The sequence below is a fragment of the Streptomyces sp. NPDC031497 genome (assembly GCF_055580905.1).
In genome coordinates, this window is the sequence record NZ_JBVIKO010000001.1 from 275,246 (window position 1) to 301,970 (window position 26,725).

Consider the following 26,725-nt stretch of genomic DNA (forward strand, 5'->3'; position numbering starts at 1 on the left):
CTACGGGTCCTACGGGTCTCAGTGCACGGTGCCGGACGCCCAGACGACGGTGCCGGACGACGTCTGGATCGTCACGTTGCCGTCGGCCTGGAGGACCAGCTCGGCGCCGTTGTTCCCGGCGGTGCCCGAGGTCCACAGGGTCTGGTCGGCGGAGCCGTAGACGGCGAAGTTGCCGTCGGCCTGGAACACCGCCCGGTTGCCCGCGCCCGAGGTGCCGGCGGACCACAGGACCCTGCCGTTCGTGTCGGTGATGACCAGATTGCCGCTCGACGTCATGGCGAGCCGCACATGGTCGGTGGACACGGACTGTCCCGCGCCCAGCACGGTGGTGGCGTTGACCACCCGGGTCCCCCACTGGTGCGGGGTGGCGGCGACGCTCGGCCGCGCACTGGCCTCGGGCTTCTCGGTGGCCTTGGGCTTCTCGACGGCTTTCGGCTTCTCAGCCGTGTGCTTGTCGGCCGCGTGACTCTCAACTGTCCGCTTCTCAGCGGTCGTTGTCGCCCGGTGGACCGTCTGCTTCGCCGCGGTCGCACGCGGGTGGGCCGGAGTGGCATCGGTCCGCGGCGCAGAAGCGGAGTCCGTGCTCGCCGAGTCCTCGGCCGCCTTGGAGAGGTGCCGCGGCGGGCTCGTGACCGGATCGTCCGTCCCCGAAGCCTGGTCGTCCGAGTCCCCCAGGAGCGCCTCCGCCCACGGCATGCGCGGCGTCCGGCTCTCGCTGGGTGAAGTGCGGGGTGCGGCGTGCTCGTGCGCGGCGGCCTTCGGGGTGCCGTCGCCGCTCGGCGACACGTGCGGCGTCCGGCTGCCGCTCGGGGAGGGAGCCGGCGTACCGCCGCCCGCGCCGAGGTCGTCGTCCGTCGCCGTGCCGTCCTGGACCAGGCTCTGCGCGCCCTGCTGCGGGGTGGCGTACGGGACCGGGCTGCTGCCGCCGTCGCTGGACAGTGCCCCGGTGCCGGACGTGGCCACCGGTGTCGCGCGGTCGAGCCCTTCCACGTCGGTGGTCTGCTTCTCGCCCTTGTGCGCCAGCGGTACGGAGACCAGGACCGCGCCCGCCACCGCGGCCGCGGCGACCAGGGGCCACGGGCCGGACTTCGGCCGGGCGCCGCGTGTGACGGGACCCGGCTGGTCGCCACCGGGGTCGGGGCGGAAGCCGCGCGCCGTCGCGCCCGCGCGGCGCAGGCGGGTGACGACGTCCGGGCGGGTCTCGGCGGGCGCCGGGGCGGCGGCAGGGGGCTCCTCGACGACGGCGGTGACCGCCGCCCGTGCCGCGACGCCGGCCGCGACGGCCTGGGCGTGCGCGAGCGCGGCCGAGGCGGCCGTGCCGTCCGGGTCGCCGTCGTGCATGGGCATGGCGGCGGCGCGGCGTATCCGCCTGGCCCTCGGCGGATCGCCGAGAGCCGTGCGATCCGTGCCGGGCGGCCGGGCGCCCGGCTGGTGCGTGGGGGTCATCCGTTCTCCTCGTGGTCTTCTGGTGGTGGCCGGCGCCCGGACTTCACCCCGGTGAACCGGAGATCTCTCCGTGCGCGCCGGGCTGTTGTCCCGGCGGGGGCGGGGGCGTCGCGGCCGGTGGTGTGAAGGTGACGGTGACGGCGGGGGGCCTCGGCACAGGCTCGGCGACGAGCCGCAACGCCCCGCCTGCGGCCCCTCCCGGCGCGTGCTCCTGCTCCAGCTCCAGGTCGTGCACCTGCTCCGGCTCCTGCTGCTGTGCGGTGCCCGATCCGGTCCCGGGCCCCGGCTGCTGCCCCGCTGCCGGGGACACCGCCGGTTCGGGCCGTACGTTCTCGGCGGGCTCTTCGGCCGGCTCCGCCTGGAGCGCGAAGTCCGGCCGCACCACCGGCCCGGGTGCCACGGCGGGCTCCGCGGCGGCGGACGTTCCGGCCGCGCCCTGCCAGCCGCGCGGTGCCACGGCCAGGCCGTGGACGACGGCCAGCCGGCGCACGGCACGCAGGTCGTCGTCCGACCCGTCGTCCTGCAACCGGACGAGGGTGCGCTCGCGTACGTCGTCCTGGAGGGCGGTGAAGAGGCGGTCGAGGGGTTCCCAGACCGAGTCGTCGAGGGCTTCGCCCGGTACGCCGACGTCCACCGTCATGAGTTCGGGCAGGACCGGGCGGGCCGCGACGTCCTCCGGTACCGGGAGGCCGTTCGGGCCGATCCATAGCCCTGCCCTGGTGACCACGACCTCCCACTTGCGGTCGAGCATCATCGCGCCGGGTTCGAGTCCCGGGCGCAGTCCGCTGATGGGCGGCCGCCAGGCGCCCAGGCGCGGCACGGACGCGGCACCGCCGTCCGAGGGCACACAGGTGACGGTTTCCACGTAGGGCCGCCAGGAGGGCTCTCCGGCCTCGTCGGTGAGTACCACGCGCGGGGTGGCGGCCCGGCCGCGGTCGTCGGCGCGCTGCAGGTCGTCCAGCAGCAACGGCAGTCCGGTGAGCACCTGGACGGAAATGCCGAGCAGGTCGGCGACGCGCCGGCCGACCGGGAGCAGGTCGGCACCGCCGCCGGGGACGAGCCGTACGGTGCCGCGCACCTGCGCGGGGAGCGCCGCGATCACCTCGGCGAGGGCGTCGGCGGGGACGGTGGCGGTCCGGGAGGAGCCGACGACGAGCAGCGGGCCTGCCGCGTCCGGCGGCATCGCGTACCGCAGCGCGGACGCGCCCTCCGGCGGGGTTCCGGCGGGCAGGACCAGCAGGCCCGCCGGGATCTGCTCCACCACACATCCGCCGACGGCCGCCGGGACGGTGCGTTCCACCGCGGCCTGCCACTGCGGTTCCGGCAGCCGGGTTCCGACGCGGCGCGGCACCAGCCCGGAGGAGAAGTTCCACCAGCCGCCGGGGATGTCGGGCAGATCGGGCGCGAAGAGGGTCCCGCCCGGGGCCACCACGACCAGGCCACGGGGTGCGAGGACCTCGAAGGGCCCGGCCTCGCTGAACGCGCGTGCCGCGGCGGGCCGGTCGGGGCGGTCGGCGGCGGCACCGGACATCACCAGCCGCAGGACGCGCGCACCGGCCGCGTGGGCCTCGTCCAGGGCCGGGGCCAGCCGCGCCCGGAGCGCCTCGGGCTCCTCGAAGCCGGCGCCCACCAGGACGGTCACGTGGTCCGCGGGGCGTCCCTGCCGCAACTCGGCGGCCACGCCCACGAGATGCTCGGGCGACTGACCCGCCGCGTGCACGGCGAGGACGCCGTCCGCACCGGTGATCTCCAGGGCCACCTCGCCGCCGTGCCGGTCGGCACGGCGGCGGCCGGTACCCCGCCGGCCGGACCGCCCGCTCATCGCCGCCTCCGGATCACAGGAGTCGTCCATGTCACCGTCACCTTTCGAACGGTAATCGAGCGGAGCCTCGTCACGGCGGTCCCGGGCAGGACCCGCGCCCGGCCTTCGCCGACCTCAAGTACCGCCCGGAGCAGGGACTTTGCCGTTCGCCTGGGCACGCCGGGCCGTTGGCGTGCCGACTCGAAGTCGAGCCCTACGGGCAGCATCGCGGGTACGAACGGACGGGCCGCGGGCCCGCCTACGGCACTCGCCACCCGCCCAGCACGCCGGCGGCCAGGCGTTCGGCCAGGGCGTCCTCACGAAGGGTCCAGTCGGCCGGGGGGAGGACGGCGAGGGCGGCACGCAGCCGCTCCTCGGTGATCTCGGGTCCCCGGTCGCCGGCGATGCGCTGGACGTGCCCCAGCAGCACCGTCCGGTCGGGCATGCCGCCGTGCGGCTGTGCGACGGGGGCGAGTACCGCCGCGATACGGCGCGCGACCTCGTCGCCCACTTCGTGGTCGGGGCGGTGCCGCCAGTCCTCGCCCAGCGCGCCGCGGACCGCACCCACCAGCGTGTCGTCCGGCAACGCCGTGTCCCACCGCAGGTTCCGCAACCGGTCGTGGACCAGGTGCCGGAACAGTGGCGGCACTTCGGCCTCGCGCGCGGCGACTCCGTCGATGTGCGCGGACGTGTGCTCAGTGTCGGGAGAGTCGAGAGACCGGGGCTCAGTGTCGGGAGAGTCGAGAGGCCGGGGCGTGCCGGTGGAGTTCGCGGGTCTCCCGTTCGACTCGGACACCGGGTGCGGGTGAGCGGCCGTGCTCGCGGGCTGTTCCGCCCGCACGGCCCCGTCCGCCGTCCGGCCGGACACCGCGTGGTCCGGGCGGGGACCCGCCGAGGACGAGGTGTCCCGCCCGCCGGGGTCGGCCGGTGTCCGCGAGGCGGCTTCGAGAGCCGCGTGGACGGCGCGCAGCCGGTCGAGGAGCTCGCGGTGGCGGTCCTGCCCGGGCGCCCTCTCCTCGGCCGCCGTGAACAGGCGGAGGGCACGCCGCTGACGCGCCAGCACGGTCTCGATGTCGTTCCCGATCAGGATCCGTGCGGCGCCCCCGTCCTGGTGGTACGCCGCCGTGGCGTCCCCCACGGCCCTGCCGCGGTCCTTGACCAGGGCCTCCGCGAGCGCGTCGAACCGCTTCACGAGGTCCGGCACGTCGCCTTCCGTAGGAACGCCGAGGGTGTCCTCCGCGGGCTCGGCCGGCGGCTGGTGGGGCTCCGCCTCGTTCTGCCGCGTCTCCTGCGGGCGGGAGGAGGGCCCGGCCGACGCGGGATCCCACTCGAAGTCCCCGGCACGGGCGGTGACGGGCGCACCGCCTGCCATGCCTTGCCACTGCTGGGTCCGGGGCTGTGCGGGTGCCCGCAGCAGGGTCGCCCACCGGGAGTACTCCGAGAGCCACTCGAACGGCTGCGCACCCGGGGTGAACTGCACCATGTCCCTGACGTCCTGGGGCAGTTGCACCGATACCCAGCCCCGGTTGCCGCCCTCCCAGGAGTCGAGCGTCACCATCCTGACCTGAGCCCTCAGGTCCTCCCGGGAGCCCAGGAACTGGAAAACGCCCCGCCACACCAGATCCTTGTCCGGGTGCGAGGACTTCTGGAGGGCCTCGTTCAACGCGGTGACGTGCAGATCGCCGTTCCGGTTGTACAGGCCCCGCACCGCGGAGTGCGCGAGGTTCTTCGCCAAATCCAGCGTGCGGTTCCTCGACCACTGCTCGGCGATGCCTCCGGGCGGCGCTGCTGTCCGCCAGGTGTTCTCGGAATGCACCGTGATGTGCGCGACGGAAGGAGGCAGGGTGCGGGAATACCCCAGATCGGCGAACAGGCCGCTGAAACTGCTGGGCCCCGTCCGGAACATGACGGAATGGCGGTGCAGGTTCATGTCGATCTGGCGGGCGTTGATGGCCGGCAGATAAGGCTGGTACAGCTGCCCCTGGGTCAGGGTGTAGTGGCGCTCGTACATGTCCTCGATCATCGTCAGGACCGGGTGCCCGGCCGGCGCGAGGACGACTCCGTTCGCAATGCTGACCTGGCCACTTTGCGGATTGTGTTCGGCGTAGATCGCGTAGGTCTCCCGACGGTTTTCCTGGCCGATGCCGCGCAGGTCCGCCAGGCTGTCGATCACCTGGTCGCCGTCGTTGTAGAGGCCGCCGAACTCCTTGACGACCGCCACCCGCAGCAGATCGCTCGCGGCGGCCCAGCCCGGCCCGGTCTTCTTCGCCAGCTCGGTCCGGTACCCGTCGTTGAGCCGCATCGGGCGGTTCGCGTTGAACACCTCGTCGACGTTGACCAGGCGAATGCCGGAGTCCGTCGCCCACCGGACGAGGTCCCGGACCCTGGCGGCCCGCGTGCCGGCGGGCGCCCCCTGCCCCACTCCCGCCAGGGCGTCCCGGATCTCCGCACGCGGTACGTCGGTCCACAGCACGAAGGTCGCCTCGTTGCCGAAGCGGCGTGCGCCGCCGTAGAACCGCTCCCAGAACTGTGGGGCGTCGGCCTGGTTGAGCGGACCGCCCAGCCAGATGGCGTGCACCAGCCGGGGCATCTCCAGCCTGTCGGAGGCCAGCAGCTCAAGGCGCCCAGAGGAGGGACCGAAGTGCCACTCCCGGCCGGCCAGCCGGCGGGAGTAGCTGAACTGTCCCTGGCCGACGCCCCATCCGAGCGGGTCCATGTGCCGGCCCGGTGTCTGCGCGAGCATGTCCGCCCGCCGCAGGAACTCCACCTGCTCGTCGGCGGACAGCCGCGAGTAGTCGTACGGGACACCGTGCGGGTTTCTCAGTACGGGCGGGACGGCGGGCACCTGGCGCAGATCGAACAGGTCGGGCCCCAGGGCTCCGTGCTGCTGGAACGGGCCCACCGGGAGAGGGGCCGCCGCCTGCTGCAGATCGGCGACGAGTTCGCCGGCGTTCCGGTACCCCGCCGCGCCTCCGTCACGCCGGGAGGGACCGGCCACCGGCCCGGGGGTCCCGCCGCGGGCCGCCGACCGTTGGCCCGAGGCGCCGTACGGGGTGGACGGCCCGGACCTGCGCTGCGACCCGCCCTCGTCATTCCGCCGCGAGGCGGGCGAGCCTGCGGGCAGTTCGACACTCTCGCCGCGGTTGGCGATGGTGCGGGCGATCCGCTCGCCGACGTGACGTGGGGGCTGGTACAGCAGTTGGGCGGACGTGTACGTGTCGCGGTACTTGAGCACGGTGTCGAGGTCGGTGGCTCCGCCGGGCCACTTCAGCCTCCGCAGCTCGGCGTTGGTCGCGTCGAGGAGCAGCCGGTCCGGGTCCAGGGTGGGGGGCTCAAGGGCCTGCGCGGAGTTCGTGCGGCGCGTTCCGAGAAGGTCCCCCGCCTCCCGTGACAGCCTTCGGGCGGTGCCTTCCGGATCGGCCGCGTCGCGGTCCCGGTACAGCTGACGGGCGATCACCGACCGGATGTTCTCGTGGACGGCGAGTCTCGCCGCGTCCCCCTCCGTCATCTCCGCGTGCCGGACCGGCGGCGGCGCGTGCTCCTCCGTCATCAGTACGGTGGCCCTGGCCTCCCAGTACCTTGTCACGTCGGCCCGCTGCTTGCCGAGGAACGTCTGCGCCGACGCGGCCTCCCGGTCGAACTCCTCCCGCGAGCCGGGAACCGGCGCCGGCCCGGCGAAGAGGTGGCCCAGCTCCGCCACGAGTGCGGCCGCGAGCCGGCCGTCGGTGACCGGCAGCATCCCGGTCAGGCCGTCCGGTACGTGCACGCGCAGCTCCCGCCCCCCGGCACCGCGCAGGACGACGTCGACGCCGAAGCGGTAGTAGGCGTACGGCCGGGTGCCGGCGCGGTTGTGCTCCACCGTCTCCGAGGCGCCGCCGTCGATCCCGTTGCCCCGCTCCCGGCCGGCTTCGAGGATCTCGCGCCCCATCAGAGCGATCGCGCCGCCCCCGCTGCCGCCGCCTTCGGGGATGAGGCCCGCATACCGGCCCGCGTCCTGCTCGGCGCCCACGTCTTCGCTCTTGCCGCCCGGCTGGTAGCGCCGGGCCTTGAAGGGCACGTCCTGGTTGTCGGGGTGCAGCCGCTGCGCGGAGGTCAGCTCGAAACCGACGGTGACCGTCCGGCCGGCGACGTCGACCTGGTAGTCGTGGGCGAGGAGGCGCGAGATCCGGGCGCGGAGCGCGGAACGGGCGGTCTCCTGGTGGTAGCGGAGTCCGTGCCGGGTCAGAAGGCCGACGGCCGGGACGTCACGGGTACCGGCGGCTTCCAGGTCGGGCCGTTTCCGGCTCGGCGTGCCGGCCACCTTGGCCCACTCACGTACCGCCCGCGCGGCCGGCACGTCCCACGGGTGGAGTTCCGCCAGGAGGTCGGCGACCCGGCGTGGCTCCGGGCCGGGCCGGGCCGTCGTGCCGTCGGGGCCGCTCCAGCGCGGGGTTCCGACCGGCACCCGGGCGAGCGGAGATCCGGCGGGCGGGCCGTCCAGGGCGACCGTCAGATGGGACGGGACCAGCAGTCGTACCTCGCCGACGAGCGGGGTGCCGTCGCTGCTGTGCTGCCAGCTCCACGGCTGGTGGCGGTACCAGGCGTTCTCCACCAGGTGCCGGGTGCCGAACGGGCGCGCGATCAGCGCGGCGGCACCCACCAGTGTCCGGCCGACGGAACCCAGCACCTCCGGCAGCTGCGTGGTGACACCCATCCGCACCCGGAAGCCGAGCCGGTGGGTGAACTCCTCCGAGGAGTCCCGGGTGTCGGCCCGGTAGATGTCGACGTCCTTGCGCACGGCTGTGACCGTGCGGATGTCCCGGCCGACCAGCCCGGCGGTGACGCCCAGGGCGCCGTGGACCTGCTGGTCGTTCTCCGGGACCCGCTCGCCGCCGCGCGCCTCGGCCTCCACGCCGAGGCCGTGGGAGGTGCCCCGGCCGCGGACGTTCGTCTCGTCGGTGACGGACTCGCCGCGCAGGGTGAGCCTGACCCCGTCGCGGTGGCGGTGGGCGTGGGCGGCCGCCATGTCCGTCACCTCGACGTTCACCCACAGGTAGTGGCTGGTGCCTGCGAAGCCCGAGAGCGTGGAGGATTCCGCGGCGTGGACGGGGAACCACCGCCGCACACCGCCGTCGGTGAGCGCGGCCCACTGGGTCGTGAGCGACTCGGAGCGGAACGCCGCCTGGAGGGACCGCCACAGCGGAGTCCCCTTGTCGGCCGCGCCGGCCCGCAGGACGCCCCGGTCGGCGAGGCGCTCGACGAGGTACGGCAGGACGGAGTCAGCGTCGAGCAGCTCCGGATGGGACGCGGCGGGCAGGAGCCGGCCGCCCAGGTAGTCCCGCGTGATCTCGCCGGTACGACCGGTCTCGGCGAAGGCGGTCTCGGCAGCCGGGGGGTGCGGTGCGGGAGTCGGTTCGGGAGCGGGTGCGGGGGCTTCCTCGGGCAGGATGTCCTCGACCCTGCGCGCCGGGGCCAGCAGCTCCATCCCGTCGGTGACCCGCAGATAGCGCGTCACCGACTGCGGGTCCCGCCCCGGCTTCCACCGGGTCACCGTCACCTCGTAGGCGGCGTCCGCCCGGAAGGCGACCGAGTCGGCGTAGGTCGCCCGGGTGACCTCGATCGCGCCGTTGTCCCGCTCGCGCGCCCTGTTGTAGGGCTGCCAGCCGATCTCCGCGTGCGCGGACGCGATGACCCGCCCGCCGGGGCGGTGGGCGTCGAGGTGCTCCTCGCCGTGCGTGTCGGCGAGTTCCGCGTCGTTGCCGAGGTCGGAGCCGAATCGGAGCTGCGGCCCGAGCCCGGCCTGGAAGGTCAGCGACACTCCCAGGTTCCGCCGCTCGGAGCGGCGGGCGACCGCCTGGGCGTACTGCTCGATCTCGGTGGGGCCGGTACCGGCCGCCTGCGGAGCGCGGCGCGGCCGGTAGCCGCGCAGCCGCAGCTTCATGGTCGAGTGCCACCCGTTCACGTCCGGCAGCCGCACGACCCGGCCGCTCGCTTCGACGAGCTGGCCGAAGTACGCCGCCAGGTCGCCGGGCCGGGTCGCCGCGGACAGGGCCTCGGGCAGCAGCGGTTCCCGCCCGGGGCGGCTTCGCGGCAGCCCGTGCACCCGGGAGAACAGGTCGGCGGCCAGGGCTTCGAGGGAGGGGCTGTGCGGGAACGCCGGGTACAGGCCGCCGGATCCCCGGCCGAAGTCGAACCGGGCCTCGCGCTCGCCCGGCCGGCCCCTGGCGGGCTCCCCCGGCCAGCTCCTGGAGAACGACACGTTCCCGGCGCCCAGCAGTTCCTCGGGCGCGGGATGCTCCCGCGGGGCGTGTTCCTGCGGCACCACGATCTGCGCGAGCAGCCCCGGTTCGTCGATCCACCAGCGCGCCGCCTCCCGCGGCCGGTTCTCGGGTACCAGGGACAACTCGTAGACGACGTCGTAGCGGTGCTCGTCGACGTCGTTGACGTTCTCCATGCGCCGGTAGCTCTTGGCGACGTCCGTGAAGCCCTCGGCACGGCCCAGGTCGGCGCGCAGCCGGAAGCGCAGGCCTCCGAGTTGCAGCCGCGCCGCGGAGCTGACCTTGAACCGTACGGCCGCGCCCAGGCCGCCGGAGACGGTCCGGGTGGTGTCGACGCGCGCGGTCAGCGTCTCGCCGAGGGCTGCCCGGTTGTTGACGGTCATCGGATAGGACACCGTGCCGCGGTGATCGAGCAGATGGGCCCGGACGGACAGCCTCAGCCGGTGGTCGCCGACGTGGATCGTGTGCGCCACCCCGGCCAGCAGATTGTGCAGTTCGCCCTCCAGCGCCGGCTGGCCGAAGTACGACGACAGCTGCCGGTCGACCAGCGCCCAGGAGACACCGCGGTCCCGGCCGGCCAGGTCCCGCACCGCCGACCGGAAGTGCTCCTCGACCAGCGCGGCACCGGGCAGGGCGGCGGCCACGGCGTAGCCGATGCCGTGCCGCCGCGCCAGGGCCGGCGGTTCGGCGGCCGGCAGCGCCCTGGCCCGGCGCACCTGTTCCTCGACCGGGGTGTCCAGGCGTGCGGGGCGGACCTCGGTGCGGCGGGGGGCGATCCCCGCCTCCCGCAGCAGCGCCCGGACATGCGGCTGCGCGGCTACCGGGCCGCGCTCCACGACCGGTCCCGCGTCCCGTACGGCGGGGCTGTGCACCCCGCCGAGAACGTGCTCCTCGAACTCCCGGGCGCCCGCGCCGTCGCGCCACGGCACGCTGATGTCCGCGTCGGTGAGCGCGTCGACCGTGCCCAGCCGCGGGTGGCTGCGGCTCGTCCACTCGACGTTGACCCGCACCCTCGCCCGGTACCGGGCCTGCATCGTGTCGGTGTTGAGGATGGCGTGGGAGAGGGGCTGCGAGGTGAGCGTATGGCTCCACTTGCGGCCCGTACCGAGGCCGAGACCCCCCAGCGGTGCGAAGGCGCGGACCCGTTCGGACAGGGTCGGTACGTTGAGTCCGCTGACGTTGGCGAGCACGCTGTAGGTGATCGCGCTCTTGCCGCCGTGACCGTCGAGCCGGGCGAGGCCGACTCCGAGGTCCTGCCGGGTCCTGGACGGGGCGAAACCGATCAGCTGGAGGCCGACGATGTCGGTACGGAGCCGGAAATGGCCGTCGAAGCCGGGCAGGCCGGGCAGGTTGAGGCCCCTCACGACGGGGTTGCTCGGGTCACCGCTGGTGAACGACCACCGGCTGCGGTCGAGCAGGGTGGACTCGTTCAGCAGCTTGGTGGCCTCGCGGACCACCTCCGCGGTGATCCGCGGATTCAGGCCCTCAGCGCGCAGCGCGTGCTGCAGCGCGACGACGACGGGGGCCGTGTCGAGGGCGTTGACCACCTCGCCGGCCAGCCTGGGCCGGGGACTGTGGGCAGCCTGCGGGCCGCTCGTCGACGCCGGCGCCTCCGCCGCGACGGGCTCCCCGCCCGGCGCGACCACGGGTTCGTCGGGCTGTGAGTAGGCGTCCGGGAATTCCACGGTCATGGCCCGGGGTACGGAGTACGGGTGCTCGGGGTCGCTGCGCTGCCCGTCGGTGAAGATCTCGACCCGGAGATCCGCGTCGAACGCGTTGACGTCCGCCACGAATACCTTGCGCCCGCTGACGACGTCCTGCTTGACCTTGGTGTTCGTGATCCGTTCCGCCTGCCCGGTGATCACCGGCGTCCCCACGAACGCCGAAGCCACCGCCGTCTTGAGGTTCAGGGCGGCGAACAGCAGCGTGTCGGCGGCTCGGGTGGTCGCCCGGGTCTCGGAGTTCTGGACGGAGGTGGCGGCGTACCGCACCTCGTAGTCGCGGACCGCGTCGGCCGCCGCCGGCACCTGGGTCGCCCTGAAGTTGTGCAGCACCGGCCGCAGCCACACCACCCGTCCGTCCAGCGGCACCATCCGTCCGCCGGCCAGCAGGGAGTGCCACTTGGCGGCCCCCTTCGCGGTGAGCAGTTCGGCGATGTGCGGTTCGACGGCCCGGGCCAGTTCCCGGTCGGCGAGCCGCGCCGCGATCTCGCGGGCATGGCCGTTCGCCTCGTCGTGCGACCAGCCGCCGGCATCCCGGAGGGTGTGCACTCCTAGCATGCCGTGGGCGGTGTACCAGGGGGGCCGGACGGTCTGCTCGGTGACGTCGCTGTCCGTGGTCTCCGCACCGGCGGGGTCCTCGTGAGAGCTCGTGGCAGCCGGTGCTCTCACGCTGGTCTCGAAAGCCGTGTGGAGGGCGTTCAGCCGGTCGAGGAGCTCCCGGTGACGCGCCTCCCCGGGCTCCCGCTCCTCGGCCGCCGTGAGCAGCCGCAGAGCCCGCCGCTGACGCGCGAGCACGGTCTCGATGTCGTTCCCGATCAGGACCCGTGCGTCGCGCCGGTCGTGGCGGTTCGCCGGCACGGCCTCACGTATCGCACTGCCACGCTCCCTGACCAGGGCCTCCACGAGCGCGTCGAAGCGCTCCGCGAGGTCCGGCGACGTGTCGGCCTCCGCGAGGGCGTCGAGGGTCTCGGAGCCGGCCTCGGCCGGCGGATCCTGGTGCGCCGGTTCTTCCTGACGTGCTTTCTGTGCGCGGGGGGAAGGGCCTGCCGACGCGGGATCCTGCGCGAAGTCCGGGCCACGACCGGTGACCGGTGCACCGCCGGCCAGGCCGGGCTGCCACAGCCTCGCCCGGTAGGAGTACTCCGCGAGCCACACGTCCGGCGGCGCCTGCGCGTACTGGATCGTGGCGGCGACGTCCCGGGGCAGCTCCACCTGTTCCCAGCGACCTGTGCCGTCGTCCCAGGACGTGGGGGTCACGGTTCTGACCCGGCTCGCCAAGTCGTTCCGGGACTGCAGGAACTGGAAGACGCTCCGCCACAGCAGATCCCGGTCGGGGTGCCCCGATTTCCGGATCGCCTTGTCCAGTTGGGTGAGGTGCAAGTCGCCGTCGCGGTTGGACAGGCCCCGGACCGCGGTGTGGACGAGACTCTTGGCAAGAGCCCGGGTGCGGTCCTTCGACCAGTTCTCGGCGACGCTCACGGGAGGCACCGCCGCCCGCCAGCTGCCCTCGAAACTCATCGTGATGTGCTGGACGGAGGGAACCCGGACGGTGTTGACATAGCCGAGATCGACGAACAGGTCGGTGAAGGTGTTGGGCCCCGTCCGGAACATGACGGAATAGCGATGTGTGCTCATGTCGACCCGGCCGGCCTGAATGGCATTGCTGAAGGGTTGGTACAGCTGCCGCTGGGTCTTTTCGTAGTTCCGCAGGTGGGTGTCCTCGAGCATCGTCAGGACCGGATGGCCGGCCGGCGCGAGCAGGACCCCGTTCGCGATGTCGTAGTTCTGGGTCTGCGGAACGAACTCGGAGTAGACCGCGTAGGTGTCGTGGCGATTCCCCTGGCCGATGTCGTGCAGGTCCGCCAGGCTGTCGATCACATGGTCGCCGTCGCTGTACAGGCCGCCGAACTCCTTGACGACCGCCACCCGCAGCAGGTCGCTCGCGGCGGCCCAGCCCGGCCCGGTCTGCTTCGCCAGCTCGGTGCGGAACGCGTCGTTGAGCCGCATCGGACGGTTCTCGTTGAACACCTCGTCGACGTTGAGGAGACGGATGCCGGCGCGTCCCGCCCACTGGACGAGGTCGTAGACCTTGGCGGCGCGGGTGCCGGCGGGCCCCCGGTGCCCCGCCAGGGCGGCCCCGACCTCCGCACGCGGTACGTCGGTCCACAGCACGAAGGTCGCCTCGTTGCCGAAACGCCTCGCGTCGTTGCCGAAACGCTCCCAGAACTGCGGGGCGTCGGCCGTGTTGAGCGGACCGCCCAGCCAGATGGCGTGCACCAGCCGGGGCATCTCCAGCGTGGTGAACGGCAGCGGATCGACGCGTCGGCGTGCGGCACCGGAGTGCCACTGTGTGGTGAACAGCGCGCGGGAGTGGCTGAACCGGCGCTGCGGTACCTGCCATCCCCGTGGGTCCATGACCTGGTTCGAGCTCTGCGCGGCCATGTCCACGCGCCGCAGGAACTCCACCTTCGCGTCGACGGACAGCCCCGAGTAGTCGTACGGGACACCCGCCTGGTTGCGCAGCACGGCCGGAACGCCGGGCGCTCGCCGCAGACCGAACAGGTCGGGGCCCAGGGGCCCGGGCGGCAGGAACTGGGGCACGGTGGCGGGTATCAGCGCCCGCTGCAGATCGGCGGTGAGCTCCTCGGCGCTCTGGTAGACCGCGGCCGCCCCGCCATGGCTCTGGGAGGGACCGGCCACCGGCCCGGGGGCCCCGCCGCGCGTCGCCGATCGCCGACCCGCGGAACCGTACGGTGTGGACGGCCCGGACCGCCGCTCGTCGTTCCCCCGTGAGGCGGGCGAACCCGCGAACAGACCGGCCCTGGCGCCGTCGCCGGCCGAGACCTCGCCGGTCACCCGCTGCGGTGTCTTCTCACCGGGATCGGCTGCCTTGCGCTGTTCGGCGATGCCACGGGCGACTCGCTCGGCCGCTTCAGGTCCGCCGTCGCGCAGGGCCTCGGCGACGCGCTTGGCGGCCGCGCGGTGTTCCGCACGTGCGGCCTTCTCCCCGGGCAGGTTGCCGATCACCGGGGGGAAGGGCGCGTGTTGTTGGAGGATCCCGCTGGCCGGTGTCAGATAGGCGGTCAGGTCGTCCGCGCCCGTCCGTACCCCATCACTCACGACTTCGGTGAGGTGGGCTTCCTGCGAAGCGCGCGGAGTGGACGGGACACCCTGCCGCGGCCCGTCGAGACCCACGCGCGACGGCCCGGCGGTGGAGGTGTGCCCCGCGACCGGACGGTCGCCGACGGCGGCCGAGTGCGCCGGCTGCCCGGCCCGGAGCACACCACCGTAAGGCCCGCGGAGACGGGTTGATCTGCTCGGCGGCCCGGGTACGGCCGACTGCCTCATGACACCCGTCTGTGCTCCGTATGCCGGTGAGACCGCGACAGGGCGGCCGACCGGTGGCAGTCCACGACGTCCACGGGCGTCGTTGTACAAGCGGAGCGAGGTCCGTGCGAGGTCGTCGACGTTGGCCGTGAGGTCCGCCGTCGTCGCGTCCCGTGCTCCATGGGACCGCAGTTCGAGCCGCGCCACGGACGGCTGGATCAGCGGAGTGCCGCCATGACGGTTGTGGTCGAGTTCGGTGAAGTCGCTTCTGATCCCCATGACGTCGCGCTGCCGCAGAGGGCGCGCGGGGTTGGCGAGCAACGCGTTGTCGAGGTAGTCGCCGATCCGGGCATGGACTCTCTCCGTGTCGCGGGCCCAGCGAAGGGGCAGGGGACGGTCGAGAACATGACCGCCTTCGAACGAGGAGGCGACGGGAGCGTGATTACTGAATGCCGCCAGGAAGGACTGACGCAAATAACCGGCATCCGCCTGCAGGAACCCCCTGGCCAGCTCGCTGAGTTCCGCACGCATTCCGGCGAGTGATTCGCGTGACGATACGATGCTGAAGTTCTTCAGAAGAGATTGCCGGGTCAGAGCGTACTGGGCCACGGCGGCCACCTGCGTATACGTGAGCGCAAGGAAACCCTCGATCTCCCGTACGTCGTCACCCTGGCCGTAATGGGCGAACTGCGGCGCCGCCCTCCACTGCCGGAACCGCTCGGCGCCCTGACGCCCGAATTCCAGGGCGTCGGTGGCATGCTGCCGCGCCGCCCGGTTGACGAAGGAGTCCTGTCGGGCATGGCTACTGGCGTGCCTGATGAACTCGGCGAGACCGCCGATGGGTACCCCGACCGTGTAGTGCAGGAAGAGACGTTCCGCTCCCCCTCCCCCAGATCTGCGCCGAACGGGGAACTCAGCGGCCAGAGGGTCGACGCGGTAACCGGCGCGCTCAGGAAAGATGCTTCCCAACGGCTGGTTGGGACGCGCCTGGCCCAACCGCCGCATGACGTCGGCGAACTCCTCCATGACCTGCCGCCTGTCGGCGCGGCCGTCGGGCGATCCCCCGTCGAGCACGCGCGCCGGCTTGCTCACCACCTCCAGGACGACGCCATTGGCGGCATCGAAGGTGATCATCAGATTCGGCGAATCAACAGCAACAGGGTAATTGCCCTCGCTGTCTCCCGGCGGAATACTTACCAGGTAGTCATGCAGCTCGGCTTCAAAACCCAGAGCTCCCGCATACCCCTCGACGGCGGGGGGCACATACACCGGCGCCGCCTGCACGGGAACCGGTGGCACAGCAGCACTCGCCTGCCCTGAACTGTTCCAGCCGGGCGCGCCGCCGTACGGAATCCGGCTGGGCCCCGGCGCCGCGGCGAAAGCCTGCCCGATATTGTTTTCGGCCCCTGCCGCGGACGACTTCTTCCTTTTCCAGAACCGGATTCCTGGGGCTCCCCCGGGAACCGCGACAGGACTCGTACGACGCGATCCGAAGAACCGCTCGAATTCCTCGTCCGTCATCTCCCTGCGCCGGACCTGAGGCGGCTCGGACGACATCTTCGCAAGGGACTTGTCGGCCGAGACGCCGGCAGGGTCGAACAGCGCCGTCGCCTCGCGGTCTGTGTCTGTCACACCCCTCAGCCAGGCCGTGATGTCGGCAGCCGACTTCGGGGCTTCTGCGAAGGGCCTCTCCAAGCCCTTGTCCTCCGCATGCGGATCGGTGCCCACGAGGGTGCCGGTCTCGCCGGTCGTGTCCTCCCCGAGGAGCGTGCCGTCGTCACCGGCCGCCGCAGAGAGCGTGTCGGAACCGTGGTCGCCGCCGATGCCGCCGAGGGCTGCGGCGAGCCGGGAGGTCAGTTCCTCCACGGGCGCCTGCAGGTGCCGGCCACCGGTGGCCGGGTCGCCGGCGAGCTTGATCAGGGCGCCACGGCCGGGGCCCACGAAGTGCGCGAAGACGTCGGTCGCCCGTCCGTTCGCAAAGGCGGTGAGCAGAGGACCGAGGCGGTCGGTGACGGAGGCACGGACGTCGGCGTGGAGGCTGTCCCGGGCCGACGGGGGCTGGTGGGCGAGGTCCGGGGTCTCCACCGTGAGGTGCACCTGGACGGCGGGGCCGGCCTCGCCGGTGACGGTGTGGCGGATCAGGAAGGGGTGGTCGGTGACCGGCGCGAGCGACTGCCGCTCGAACGTCTGCCAGGGGACCGGGACCACCGGCGGGCCGCCGGGTGACGACGCGTCGGCCGGCTCGGACGTGAACGGGTTCAGCAGGCCCGTGTGGAGGCCGATCAGACGGGCGTAGTGCTCAGGTTCGGCGTTCCGCGGCCACGTGGACAGGTCCGTGACCCGGTCCGTGTGCCGGTCCGTGGCCCGGTCGTCGTGGCCGGTCAGGCCGACCGTCAGGTGCGGGCTCTGGTCCGGCCGCACCTGCTGCACGGTGATGCGCAGGCGTCCCCGGTGGGAGTACAGGCCCGGGCCGTGGAACAGGCGGCTCACACCCGTGCGGGTCCGCTCCAGGACGCCGGCCGCAGCGGTGTCGGCCGTGGTCTCGGCGAAGGCGACCTTGACGGTCAGTTCGGTCAGCTCGGTGCCGTCCCGGCCTTCGACGCGCCTGGCGTCGAACCGGGGGCCGGAGTGGAAGGGCTCGCCGGGACGGACCTCACTCCGCAGCGCCGGAGGTGCTTGCACCGGTGGCGCGTCGGCGGGTTCGGGGCGCTCGGGGCGCTCCGCGACGCTCTGCTGCTGGAGTTGCTCGCCGGCGGCCGGAGCCGGGGTCCGATCGGGCGTGCTGTGCCGCTGCTCGTCGCGCACCGGGGAGTCCACGGACCGGGTCGGTTCGGGCAGCCGCTCCTGAACCCGGTCGGCGGCGGTGATCCCGGAGTCGTCCGCCGGGTGGTCGGCACGGGGGCCGTCCGCCGGGGTCGCCGGGCCCTGGGCAGGGTCGGCCGGACGGGGTGCCCGGGCGGGCGGCGCGTCCGGTTCGCGGGGAGCGAGGGGGGCTGTCGCGTGAGCGGTCAGAGTCTCGGCGAAGAGGTTCTCGTGGCGGGCCTCGTGGGCGAGCCAGGCGGTGATGTCGTGCGCGACCGGCGACCAGGCCTCGTCGTACGCGGTGACGGTCTTCTCGCGGAAGTCCTTGCCGAGCGTGTCGACGGTGGTGTCACGGACCGTGTGCCGGTGGCTGAACCTGCTGTCGGGGTGGCCGACGAGGGCGTGGAAGTCCCGGCCCGCGTCGGACAGGACGTGCTCCAGGTCCGCCTCGTGCGTGAACCTGTCCGGGAGGGTGGCCCGCAGCCTGGGCAGGGCGTCGGTGAAGGGGCGCGGGTTCGGGGTCCGGGCGGCCTCGCCGGGGGCGGGGCTGCGGAAGTCGGGGTGGGCGAGGTGGCCGAACCAGTGGTCCTCGACGGCCTGTTCCGCGACCTTCGTCCACTCCTCGTGGACCCTCTCGCGCTGGGACTCGCTGAGGGGGATGAGTGTGTGGGTGCGGCGGAAGTGGGTGTCCGCCTGCTCGAAGGCGCGCTCCGCTTCGGCCATCCGGTGGTGGCGGTACTCGGCGTACGCCACCCGGGCCGCGAGGGCCTCCTTCGTGGTCGCCTGCTCGACGTGCGCCTCCCAGGCCGCGGCACGCTCCCCCGCCTGCCCGTCCGCCCCGGCACGCAGACGCGCGAACGCCGACCGCAGGTCCGACTGGAACGACCGGCGGGCCCAGTCCCGCGCCTCCTGCGGCGCGTGCTCGCCCCGCAGGTCCTCCTCCGGCGCGGCCAGTTCGCGGTCCATGACCTGGAGGGCATGGCCGACCGACCGCTCCTGGTCGCTCAGCTCCCGCAACCGCCGGTCCAGATCCGCGCGCAGTTCCCGCACACCGTCCTCGGCGAACGGGTCGGCCGCGCGGCCGCGCGCCACGGCGGACTCACCGCCGGTCTGCGGGCCCGTCCGCTCCTCGCCGGACGCGCTCCTGCCGAGCGCGGTGCGCACCGTCTCGGTGATCCCGTGCCGGATCCGTTCGGCGAACACGGCGTCCACGGCCCGGGCGTGGCCGAGCATGGCCCGCTGCCGGACGTCGGCCAGCGTGGCGGGCACGTCGTCCGGTTCCGGGTGCCGCAGCCGGTCGGCCAGCGCGACCGGCTGACGGTGCAGCCGACCGGCCACATCCTCTCCGCCCTCGGGGAGATTCCGTCCGCCGAACACGTCGTGCCGACGGAAGTTCTCCAGCGCCCCGTCGAACTCCCGCGCGAACAGGTCCATGGCACGTTGCCGTGTCGCGATCCGCTCGACGTGCACCGGCAGTTGCTCGCGCAGCGCATCGTGCGCCGCCTGCCACCGCGCCTCGGACACCACACCGCCGTCCGCCTCCGTGGCGAGCAGCAGATAGGCGTCGTGCAACTGCTCCCGGTAGGACTCCTCGACCACCGTGCGCGCCGTACCGGACGTCTCTGGATGCCCGCCTTCCAGATAGCGGCCGGCGAACAGGTCCTCCGCCGAGAATCGCTCGACGGCCCGGCCCACCTCGCCGGGCAGGTCCCCCGAGACCCGCTCGAACCCGGCCTCCAGGTCGAGCCGGGTGTTCAGCGCACGGTCACGCCGCTGCAGGAATCCGCGCCACTGCGCGTCGCGCGCCACCGAGCGGGCGGGGTCGCCCGCCGGCATCGGCGGGGTCCCGTCCGCGGTCACGTGGGCAGTGGCCCGGTCGTGGTCCTGGGCCGTCAATCTGGTGGTGAAGCCGGGCAGTTCGCCGGATACGGCGCCGGGCTGCCGGCCCGCGGGACCCTCCGCGTCCGTGATCGGCCTGCCCGGGACGGGCGGTGTGCCCCCCGGGTCGGGGGGCGGGGTGGTGGCCGTCGTCTCGTCGCGGGAGCTGTGCGTGGTGCGCAGATCCGCCTGGAGGCGTGCGGTCAGGTCGGCGCGCCGGGTGTGCCAGGAAGCGGTGGCTCCGTCCAGCGCGCCGGCGCCCGGGGAGGTGCCCGCCGTCAGGGCGGCCCTGCCCGGTTCCGGGCTCGTCGCGGTGCGGGACACGGCGGTGTCCGTGACGGGGGAGCGGCCGGGAACGACGGTGTCGAACAGGTCGGCCACGCGCGTGCGATGGGCGTCGATGTGGCGCTGGGCCAGGTCGGCCGGAAGACCGCCGGTCTCCCTCGTGACGGTCCGGGCTTCGGCGACGGCGTCACCGACCGCCGCGTCGCGGGCGGCCGCCCTGGCCACGTGATACTGCGCCTCGCGGAGGTCCGTTCCGCGGGGATTCGCCTCGCCCGCGGGAGTTGACGGGGTGAGGGCGTCCGGGCGCTCGGCATGCCGCTGGGCACCGGTCAGGGACACCGCGGCCGCGGCCTCCTTGACCGGGCCGATCTCCAGGGGGTGTTCGCGCAGCCTGAAGGTGTCGGTGAAGTGGGAGCCGAGGGTGGGCAGGATCTGGTGCCACGATCCCCCGGTCGGATTCTGGACCGCTGCCACGGCGGCGCGTGCGGCCTGTTCACGGCCGAGCTGGTCATCCACCCGGGCCGGCAGCTCCGCCACCCGCGTCGCGATCCGGTCCTGCCACACGGCCTCGGGACGATGCTCCGAAACCACCGGGCCGGATCCCGCGTCCGGGTTCGGGGTGGATGCCGTGTGCGATCCGGTCCCGAGCGCGCCGGAGGCCCCCGCTTCCGTGCCGGCCGTGGCAGGCCGCGCCTCGTCCACGCCCCGGTCCGGCACCGCCGTGGCGCGCTCGGGCCCGCCGACGGTGGAGTGCGGGCCGGCGGTCGGGTGTTCCACCGCGGAACCCGGGCCCGCCCCGGCGGTTCCGGTACCGGTCGCCGCACGGGCGACCACTCCCGCCGTGTCACCGGTGGCGCCGCTGCTGGTGGAGACCGTGTCCGCAGCGGGCCGGACCGCGTCGGCCGACGTCGGTACGGTGCGCACGCCGACGGACGGGTGCTCCACCGTGGAAGCCGGGCCCGCCCCGGCGGTTCCGGTACCGGTCGCCGCACGGGCGACCACTCCCGCCGTGTCACCGGTGGCGCCGCCGCTGGTGGAGACCGTGTCCGCAGCGGGCCGGACCGCGTCGGCCGACGTCGGTGCGATGCGCTCACCGATGGACGGGTGCTCCACCGTAGAAGCCGGGCCCGCCCCGGCCGTATCGGCCTCGGTCGCCGTGCGGGCGACCATCCCCGCCGTGTCACCGGTGGTACCGCCGCTGGTGGAGACCGTGTCGGCCGATGTCGGTGCGGTGCGGTCGTCGACGCTGAGGCGGCCGAAGACGCTGTCGTGGTCGGCCCGCGTCTGCGCCGACCACTCCTGGCGCAACGACTCCCGCCCGGCCGGCGACAGGACGCCCTCGGCCCCCGCGCCGTGACCGGCGGTGGGTACGGCGCCGTCGAAGGCACGTACGGCTGCGACCTGGCGCATGTCGGCGGCCGCCGCGCGGTCCAGCAGCCCGTGCACGACCGCCGGATCACCGAGTCCGGACGCGGTCCCGGTGTGCGTGAGGGCATGCCCGGTGGACCCTTCGCGCACGGTGAGCGGCGCCCCCTCCGGCGCCGTACGCACGTCCGAGGTGAATGCCTGCCATGCGGCCCGGTGCACGCGTACGGCGGCTCCCGGCTCGGTCAGCAGGTGCTCCCGCACACCGGTGTCGGGGAGACCGCGGGCCCAGGTCGTGAAGCGCGTGTCGAAAGGCTCCCGCACCTCCGCGACGACCCGCTCCGCCACCGCCCCACGGCTCGATGCGGAGGTCCCGGCCGACACCGGCACACCGGCACCGGCTGTGGTGCCCACGGCGAAGGCCTCTGCCCCGTCGGGCGTCTCGGTGACCACGCGGGCCGGGCCGACGGTGTCAGCCGTGTCGGTGCCCGGGGTGTCGCCGGTACTGCCGGACGCGGCGACGGGCTCGGCGGTCTCCCACTGCCCGCGCAGCCAGGCACCGTCGGTGGCCTGCTCCGGAGTCGGCACCCCGAAACCGTCACCCGCCCCGTCGCCGAACTCGCCCGGAGCGGCCAGGTCGCCCGTCCCCGACAGGTCGGGGAGGTCGAAATGGTCCGGGAGTTTCGGGGCACCCGTGGCCTCGCCCTTGCGCCCCCCGTAGAGCCCGCCCACCGCACCGGAGACGGCGGCCAGCCCGGCGGCGAGGCCGTTCCCCTCGGACCCGTTGATGGCGTCCGTCGTCAGGGTCGTGGCCACCCCGGTCGCCGCGCCCACGGTCAGCTGTCCCGCCAGCGACGCCGCGAACTTCGGTGCGACCAGCTGCCCGACCTCGCTGAAGATGCCGGCGAACGCGCCCCCGATCGCCCCGCCCTCCGCCGCCTGGAGCGTGCTGCGCAGATCCCAGTGCGTGCGGTCGCCCTTCAGGAACTGGACGACCTGCACCGCCGCGTCCGAGCCCACCATGAACGCGGTACCGATCGCCGCGTTCCGCAGGGCGGCCAGGAGGATCTGCCGGCAGATCGCCTGCACGCCCTTCACGATCGCCGCGGCCGCCTCCGGCAGACCCCACGCGAACAACTCCGCCAGCGCGTACGCCAGCCAGATGATCTGCAGGAGCAGCGAGTACTTCGCGTACTCCATCTGCACGGCGGTCTCACGGGCCAGCTCGCCCAGCCCCTGGGCCGACGACGCCACGTTCGGCAGCACCGTCGCCATCTGCCGCGTGTACTGCTGGTACTCGTCGTGCAGCTGGCCGCCGACCGCGGCCAGCACCCCCGCCGTCGCCGGGTCCACCACGCCCACCAGCTGGGCCAGATGCTGCGCGGCGGCGTCCACCGCGTCGCCGAGCGCGTGCAGCCGGTCCTCGTCCCCCTTCGGGAAGTCCTGGCCCACCGCGATTTTGGCCACCCAGTCCAGCTCGGGCGGAATCTTCAGACTCATACGTGCGGCCCGGATCCCGACGGGGGGCGGTGCTCCCTCGTACCGCTGGCACGCCGCAGTTCGTCGGCCGCCTCCGTGTTGGTGTCCTCCAGTTTCCCGAGATTCACGTGCATGGCGTCGGTGCCGGCCCTGAGGTCCAGACTCAGGCCGTGCGCCCCACGTACGGCATCGGTGATCCCGCGGAGAGCGGGAAGGAACTGTGCCGCGAACTGATTCCCGAAGGCGTCGGGACCCCAGATCTCGGGATCCGCCGGCAGGTTCTCGAAATTCCCGGCCGCCTCGTCCAGGTCGTTCGTGAATCCGTCGAAATACGGCAGCTGTTTGCCCATCTCGTCGGTGTCCGCACCGAATCGCTCACCCATACCGAATCCCTCTCCACTCAGCGAACCCGCCCGACGAAAGCGACATGACGCCCGTCACCTGTCAGGAGTCGTTCTTCCGGCTCTCGAAGAGTCCGTGCTTCAGGAAGTCCCGAACGGCCTCCTGCGGCTCCGGTTCGGCGGGCAGCAGTTCCCCGATGTCCGCGGTGCCGGACAGCAGCGCCGAGGGTGACAGGCCCAGCGGCACATGGTCGAAGACCATGGAGTCGACCTCGGTGAGCGCCGCGGCCCGTGCCTCGGCGATGGTGGTCCTGAGGACATCGGCCAGCTCCTTGGGCGTCATCCGCCGGAACGCGCCGGTCGGAAAGTCGATGTCGATCACCTCACCGCGGGCGCTGACGGTCACCTTCACGACCCGTCGCGGTGCCGTCGCGGTGCCGGTGACCTCGTTGATACGGCGCCGGACCGAGTCGGCCTCGTCCCGTCGCGTGCGGTACTCCGCCAGCAATTGCTCGATCTCCTGCTCGTACCCGGACAACGCCCGTCCTCCGTCCTGCGCCGTACCCGGCCGTCCCCAGCCGTCGTCGAGGGCGCCGCCCGTAGCGGCCGTACCCGGATCCAGTCAGCACCAGCCCGCGCCCCGACTTCCAGCCCGTCCCGGCCGGTCGTCCCGTTCGTACTTCCGGTTGTGTCCGTACGGCCTTGTCGTGCCGACGCGCGGACATCACAGGAAGCCGTTGTCGGTGTCGTCCTGCTCTCCCCAGGCGCCGTGGTCCTGTACCAGCAGGTCGGCGGCGCTGACGGCGGCCGGCTTCCGCTCGCCGTCGTCCTCCTCGTCGTCCTCGTCGTTCTCTTCGTCGAGTTCCGGGTCGTAGGGAACGTCCGCGCACATCAGGCCGCTCGCGGACAGGCCGAACCCGTCCGGCGTTCCCGTCCCGGAGGGTTGCTGACGGCTGGGCTGCCACGTGACCAGGCCGGACGGCGCCGACTCGGCGGATCGCGCGCCCGGTACGCCCGTCCAGGTCTCCTCGTCCTCCCCGGAGAACCGCGCGGCCGGCCCGTCGCCCTCCTCCTCGGCCGCCGTGCTCAGCAACAGCGGGACGAAGGAGCCGTCCGTACGGTCCCATGCGGCGAAGTCCTCTTCGGCCTCCGCGGCCGCCCCGAGCCCCTCGGGGTCGGGCGCGGGGTCGGGCCCCCCGGGACCGGACGCCGCGGGTTCCGGCTCCGGCGGGGTTTCCTCGCGTGTCCGGCCGGCGAGGCCGCCGATCACGGCCGCGGCGACCAGGGCGGCCTCGCCCAGCAACGCCGCCTCGCGGTAGGGCGGTTCTTGTGGAGCGAGCGGGGATTCGTCCGTCGCCGTGTCGGCCCACTCGGTTTCCGCCGCCGGCAGCCGCACGGTCCGCGGCTCCGGCTCCGCGCCCCGTCGGCCGTCCGGACCCGTGGCGGCCGCGACGGGCGTTCCGGGGACGCCCACCGGCAGGCCGGACGGCGTGGCCGCACCGCCGTCCGCGTGAACCCCCATGGCCAGAGCGGCCCCGCCCGGCGCGACGGCCACGCCGACCCCCTCGACGGAGCCCGCAGGCACATTCCCCGTCTCCTCCCACGGGCTGCTGCTGCCGTCGAGAAGCCCGGAGGAATCGCTCGGCTCCGAGACCCCGGAGGCAGCCCCCGCCGCCCCGGGCGCCCCCATGCCCGGCGGCAGGAAGGGCATCCCCGCACCCGACCCCTGCCCGGCAGCACCCGTCACGGGCTCCTCGGGGAAGCCGGTCGCGCCGTCCGGCAGTTCGCCGGCGGCAGGCGTCGACGTCGGCAGATCCAGACTGCCCGCACCCGGAAGCGCCGCCGTGTCCACGGTGGGCAGGTCCACGGGATCCGTGCTCGCCGAACCCGTCCACGGCTCCGCGACATTGTCGAGAAGACCGGAGGAGTCACTCGGCTCCGAAGCCCCGGAGGCAGCCCCCGCCCCGCCGGGCGCACCCATACCCGGCGGCAGGAACGGCATCCCCGCACCCGCACCCTGCCCGGCAGCACCCGACGTCGTATCCGCCCCGCCGGGGAAACCGCTCACGCCGTCCGGCACACCGTCCCCGTCCGGAACCCCCACACCCGTCCCGCCCGGGAACGCCGCCGGAGTCGACGTCGGCAGATCCAGACTGCCCGCACCCGGAAGCGCCGCCGTGTCCACGGTGGGCACATCGACAGGATCCGTGGCCGTCGAACCCGTCCACGGCTCCGCGACATTGTCGAGAAGACCGGAGGAGTCACTCGGCTCCGAAGCCCCGGACGCAGCCCCCGCCCCACCGGGCGCACCCATACCCGGCGGCAGGAACGGCATGCCCGCACCCGACCCCTGCCCGGCAGCACCCGACGTCGTATCCGGGACGGCCACGTCGGTCGCCCCCGGAAACGCCGTCGGTGTGGACGTGGGCAGGTTCAGGCTGCCGGCGGCCGTGGGACCGGGCGACTCCAGGCCGAGGTCGCCGGGGAACGCCGACGGCGTGGTGGCCGCCGACGGGTTGTCCAGCGCGCCGGCACCGGGGAGGCCGGCGCCGGTACCGGGGAGGCCGGCGCCGGTGTCCGCGAGGCCCGTGTCGCCGGGGAAGCCGGTGGGCAGGCCGTCGTCGGTGAAGGCGGAACCGCTGTCCGCGAGACCGGGAACGGGCAGCGAGGTGTCCCCCGTACCGGTGGAACCGGAGAACCCGGGCAGGGGCAGCGCGGTCGCCGTCGGCAGGCCGAAGCCGCCGGTGCCCGCCCCGGTACCGGTGTCCGCGATGAGCCCGGTGCCCGTGTCGCCCGGGAAGGCGGACACATCGCCGGGCAGACCGTCGGCACCTGCCCCCGTACCGGTGTCGCCCGGGAAGGCGGAGACGTCACCGGGCAGACCGTCGACACCGACACCCGTACCCGTGTCCCCCGGGAAGGCGGACACATCGCCGGGCAGACCGCCGGCACCTGCCCCCGTACCCGTATCCCCCGGGAAGGCCGAGACGTCACCGGGCAGACCGTCCGCACCGACGCCCGTACCCGTACCTGTGTCGTCGGGGAAGGCGGACGGTGTCGCCAGGAGGTTGTTCGGCGACAGGCCGTCGGTGCCGAGGGCCCCCGTCCCGCCGGGATCGAGGGAACCCGAGAAGGGCGTGGGGGTGCCGTCGGTGCCGAGGCCCGTGGCCGCGTCCGTGCTGAACGCCGGGGTGCCGTCCGGAGTCCCCAGGTCCGGCGTGCCGGTGTCGAGGCCCGTGCCGGTTCCGGTACCGGTGTCGGGGAGGCCGTCGGGCGACAGGGGGTCGGGCTGCGGCAGGCCGTCCGTGGGGGAGGTGTTGGTGCCGGGACTGTCGATGGGCGAGGGCGACTTGATGTTGTCGATCGTGACCCGGTAGTTGCCGGCAAGGCTCTTGAGCACCTTGCGCATGTCGTTGGTCATCATCTCGACGAGCTGCGGTTTCTTGCTGATCGGGATGAGACCGTTGCTCATCGGCTGCACGCCCATCTGCCGCGCCTGGTTGGCGTACCAGACGTCGATCTCCGCGATCAGGTGCTGCGCGTTGGCCAGGTTCACCGCGTTGTCGGCCACCTGCTGCGGGACGTTGTGGGCGCCGGTGGAGCCGCCGGCCAGCGCCTCGACATTGGCCTGCACCTGTTTGGAGAAACCGTCGATCATCCCGGCGAACGCGTCGGCTGCGGCGCCCTGCCACGGGCCGTTGTCCCCTGCGAGGGCCTTGGCCTGGGCGGTCAGCGACTGGGCGACGGTGGCGAGCACGCCCTGCACCTCGACCAGGATGTCGGCCGCGTCCCGCAGCGACTGCGGGGAGGCCACCGCGGCGGCGTGGTCCTCGTTGGCCTGGCTGTGGACGCCTGCCGACATACCGACGATGGCGGCCTGGATCTGCTTCCAGTCCCAGGTGTCGTAGTCCGACGTCGAGCCGGGGGTGCTGCCGCTGTCCCCGTAGACGGCGCCGTCGCCGCCCTGGGTGAATCCGCCGCCGTTGTACTTGTCGTTGTTGTCGGGCATGGCGTTCCTGTCCT

At 73.6% G+C, this 26,725-nt stretch carries 6 protein-coding genes; all 6 read right to left on the minus strand.

Annotated elements, in window-relative coordinates:
• Nucleotides 1-18: 18 nt before the first annotated feature.
• Entirely contained in the window at nt 19-1,446 is a 1,428-nt protein-coding gene (locus ACZ5K7_RS01320) for a hypothetical protein (RefSeq protein WP_468909124.1), read from the minus strand.
• Nucleotides 1,447-1,489: 43 nt separating this feature from the next.
• Nucleotides 1,490-3,298, minus strand: a complete 1,809-nt coding sequence (locus tag ACZ5K7_RS01325) for a hypothetical protein (protein WP_468909127.1) — start codon at nt 3,296-3,298, stop codon at nt 1,490-1,492.
• Nucleotides 3,299-3,506: 208 nt separating this feature from the next.
• A complete protein-coding gene (locus ACZ5K7_RS01330; protein ID WP_468909130.1) occupies nt 3,507-22,382 on the minus strand; it encodes a WXG100-like domain-containing protein in 18,876 nt (6,291 codons plus the stop codon).
• Nucleotides 22,379-22,744, minus strand: a complete 366-nt coding sequence (locus ACZ5K7_RS01335; RefSeq protein ID WP_351697590.1) for a hypothetical protein — start codon at nt 22,742-22,744, stop codon at nt 22,379-22,381. Before ACZ5K7_RS01335 ends, ACZ5K7_RS01330 begins: the two co-directional genes overlap by 4 nt.
• Before the next feature lie 61 nt (nt 22,745-22,805).
• Nucleotides 22,806-23,240, minus strand: a complete 435-nt coding sequence (locus tag ACZ5K7_RS01340) for a YbaB/EbfC family nucleoid-associated protein (RefSeq protein ID WP_351697587.1) — start codon at nt 23,238-23,240, stop codon at nt 22,806-22,808.
• 186 nt (nt 23,241-23,426) lie between these two features.
• Nucleotides 23,427-26,711: a hypothetical protein gene (locus ACZ5K7_RS01345; RefSeq protein WP_468909134.1), complete on the minus strand. Its 3,285-nt coding sequence runs from the start codon at nt 26,709-26,711 to the stop codon at nt 23,427-23,429.
• Nucleotides 26,712-26,725 lie beyond the last annotated feature (14 nt).

Bases quoted from the DNA above. Each gene is read 5' to 3' on its own strand.
- ACZ5K7_RS01325 (WP_468909127.1), bottom strand. From the start codon at position 3,298: ATGGACGACTCCTGTGATCCGGAGGCGGCGATGAGCGGGCGGTCCGGC.
- ACZ5K7_RS01345 (WP_468909134.1), bottom strand. From the start codon at position 26,711: ATGCCCGACAACAACGACAAGTACAACGGCGGCGGATTCACCCAGGGC.
- ACZ5K7_RS01330 (WP_468909130.1), bottom strand. From the start codon at position 22,382: ATGAGTCTGAAGATTCCGCCCGAGCTGGACTGGGTGGCCAAAATCGCG.
- ACZ5K7_RS01335 (WP_351697590.1), bottom strand. From the start codon at position 22,744: ATGGGTGAGCGATTCGGTGCGGACACCGACGAGATGGGCAAACAGCTG.
- ACZ5K7_RS01320 (WP_468909124.1), bottom strand. From the start codon at position 1,446: ATGACCCCCACGCACCAGCCGGGCGCCCGGCCGCCCGGCACGGATCGC.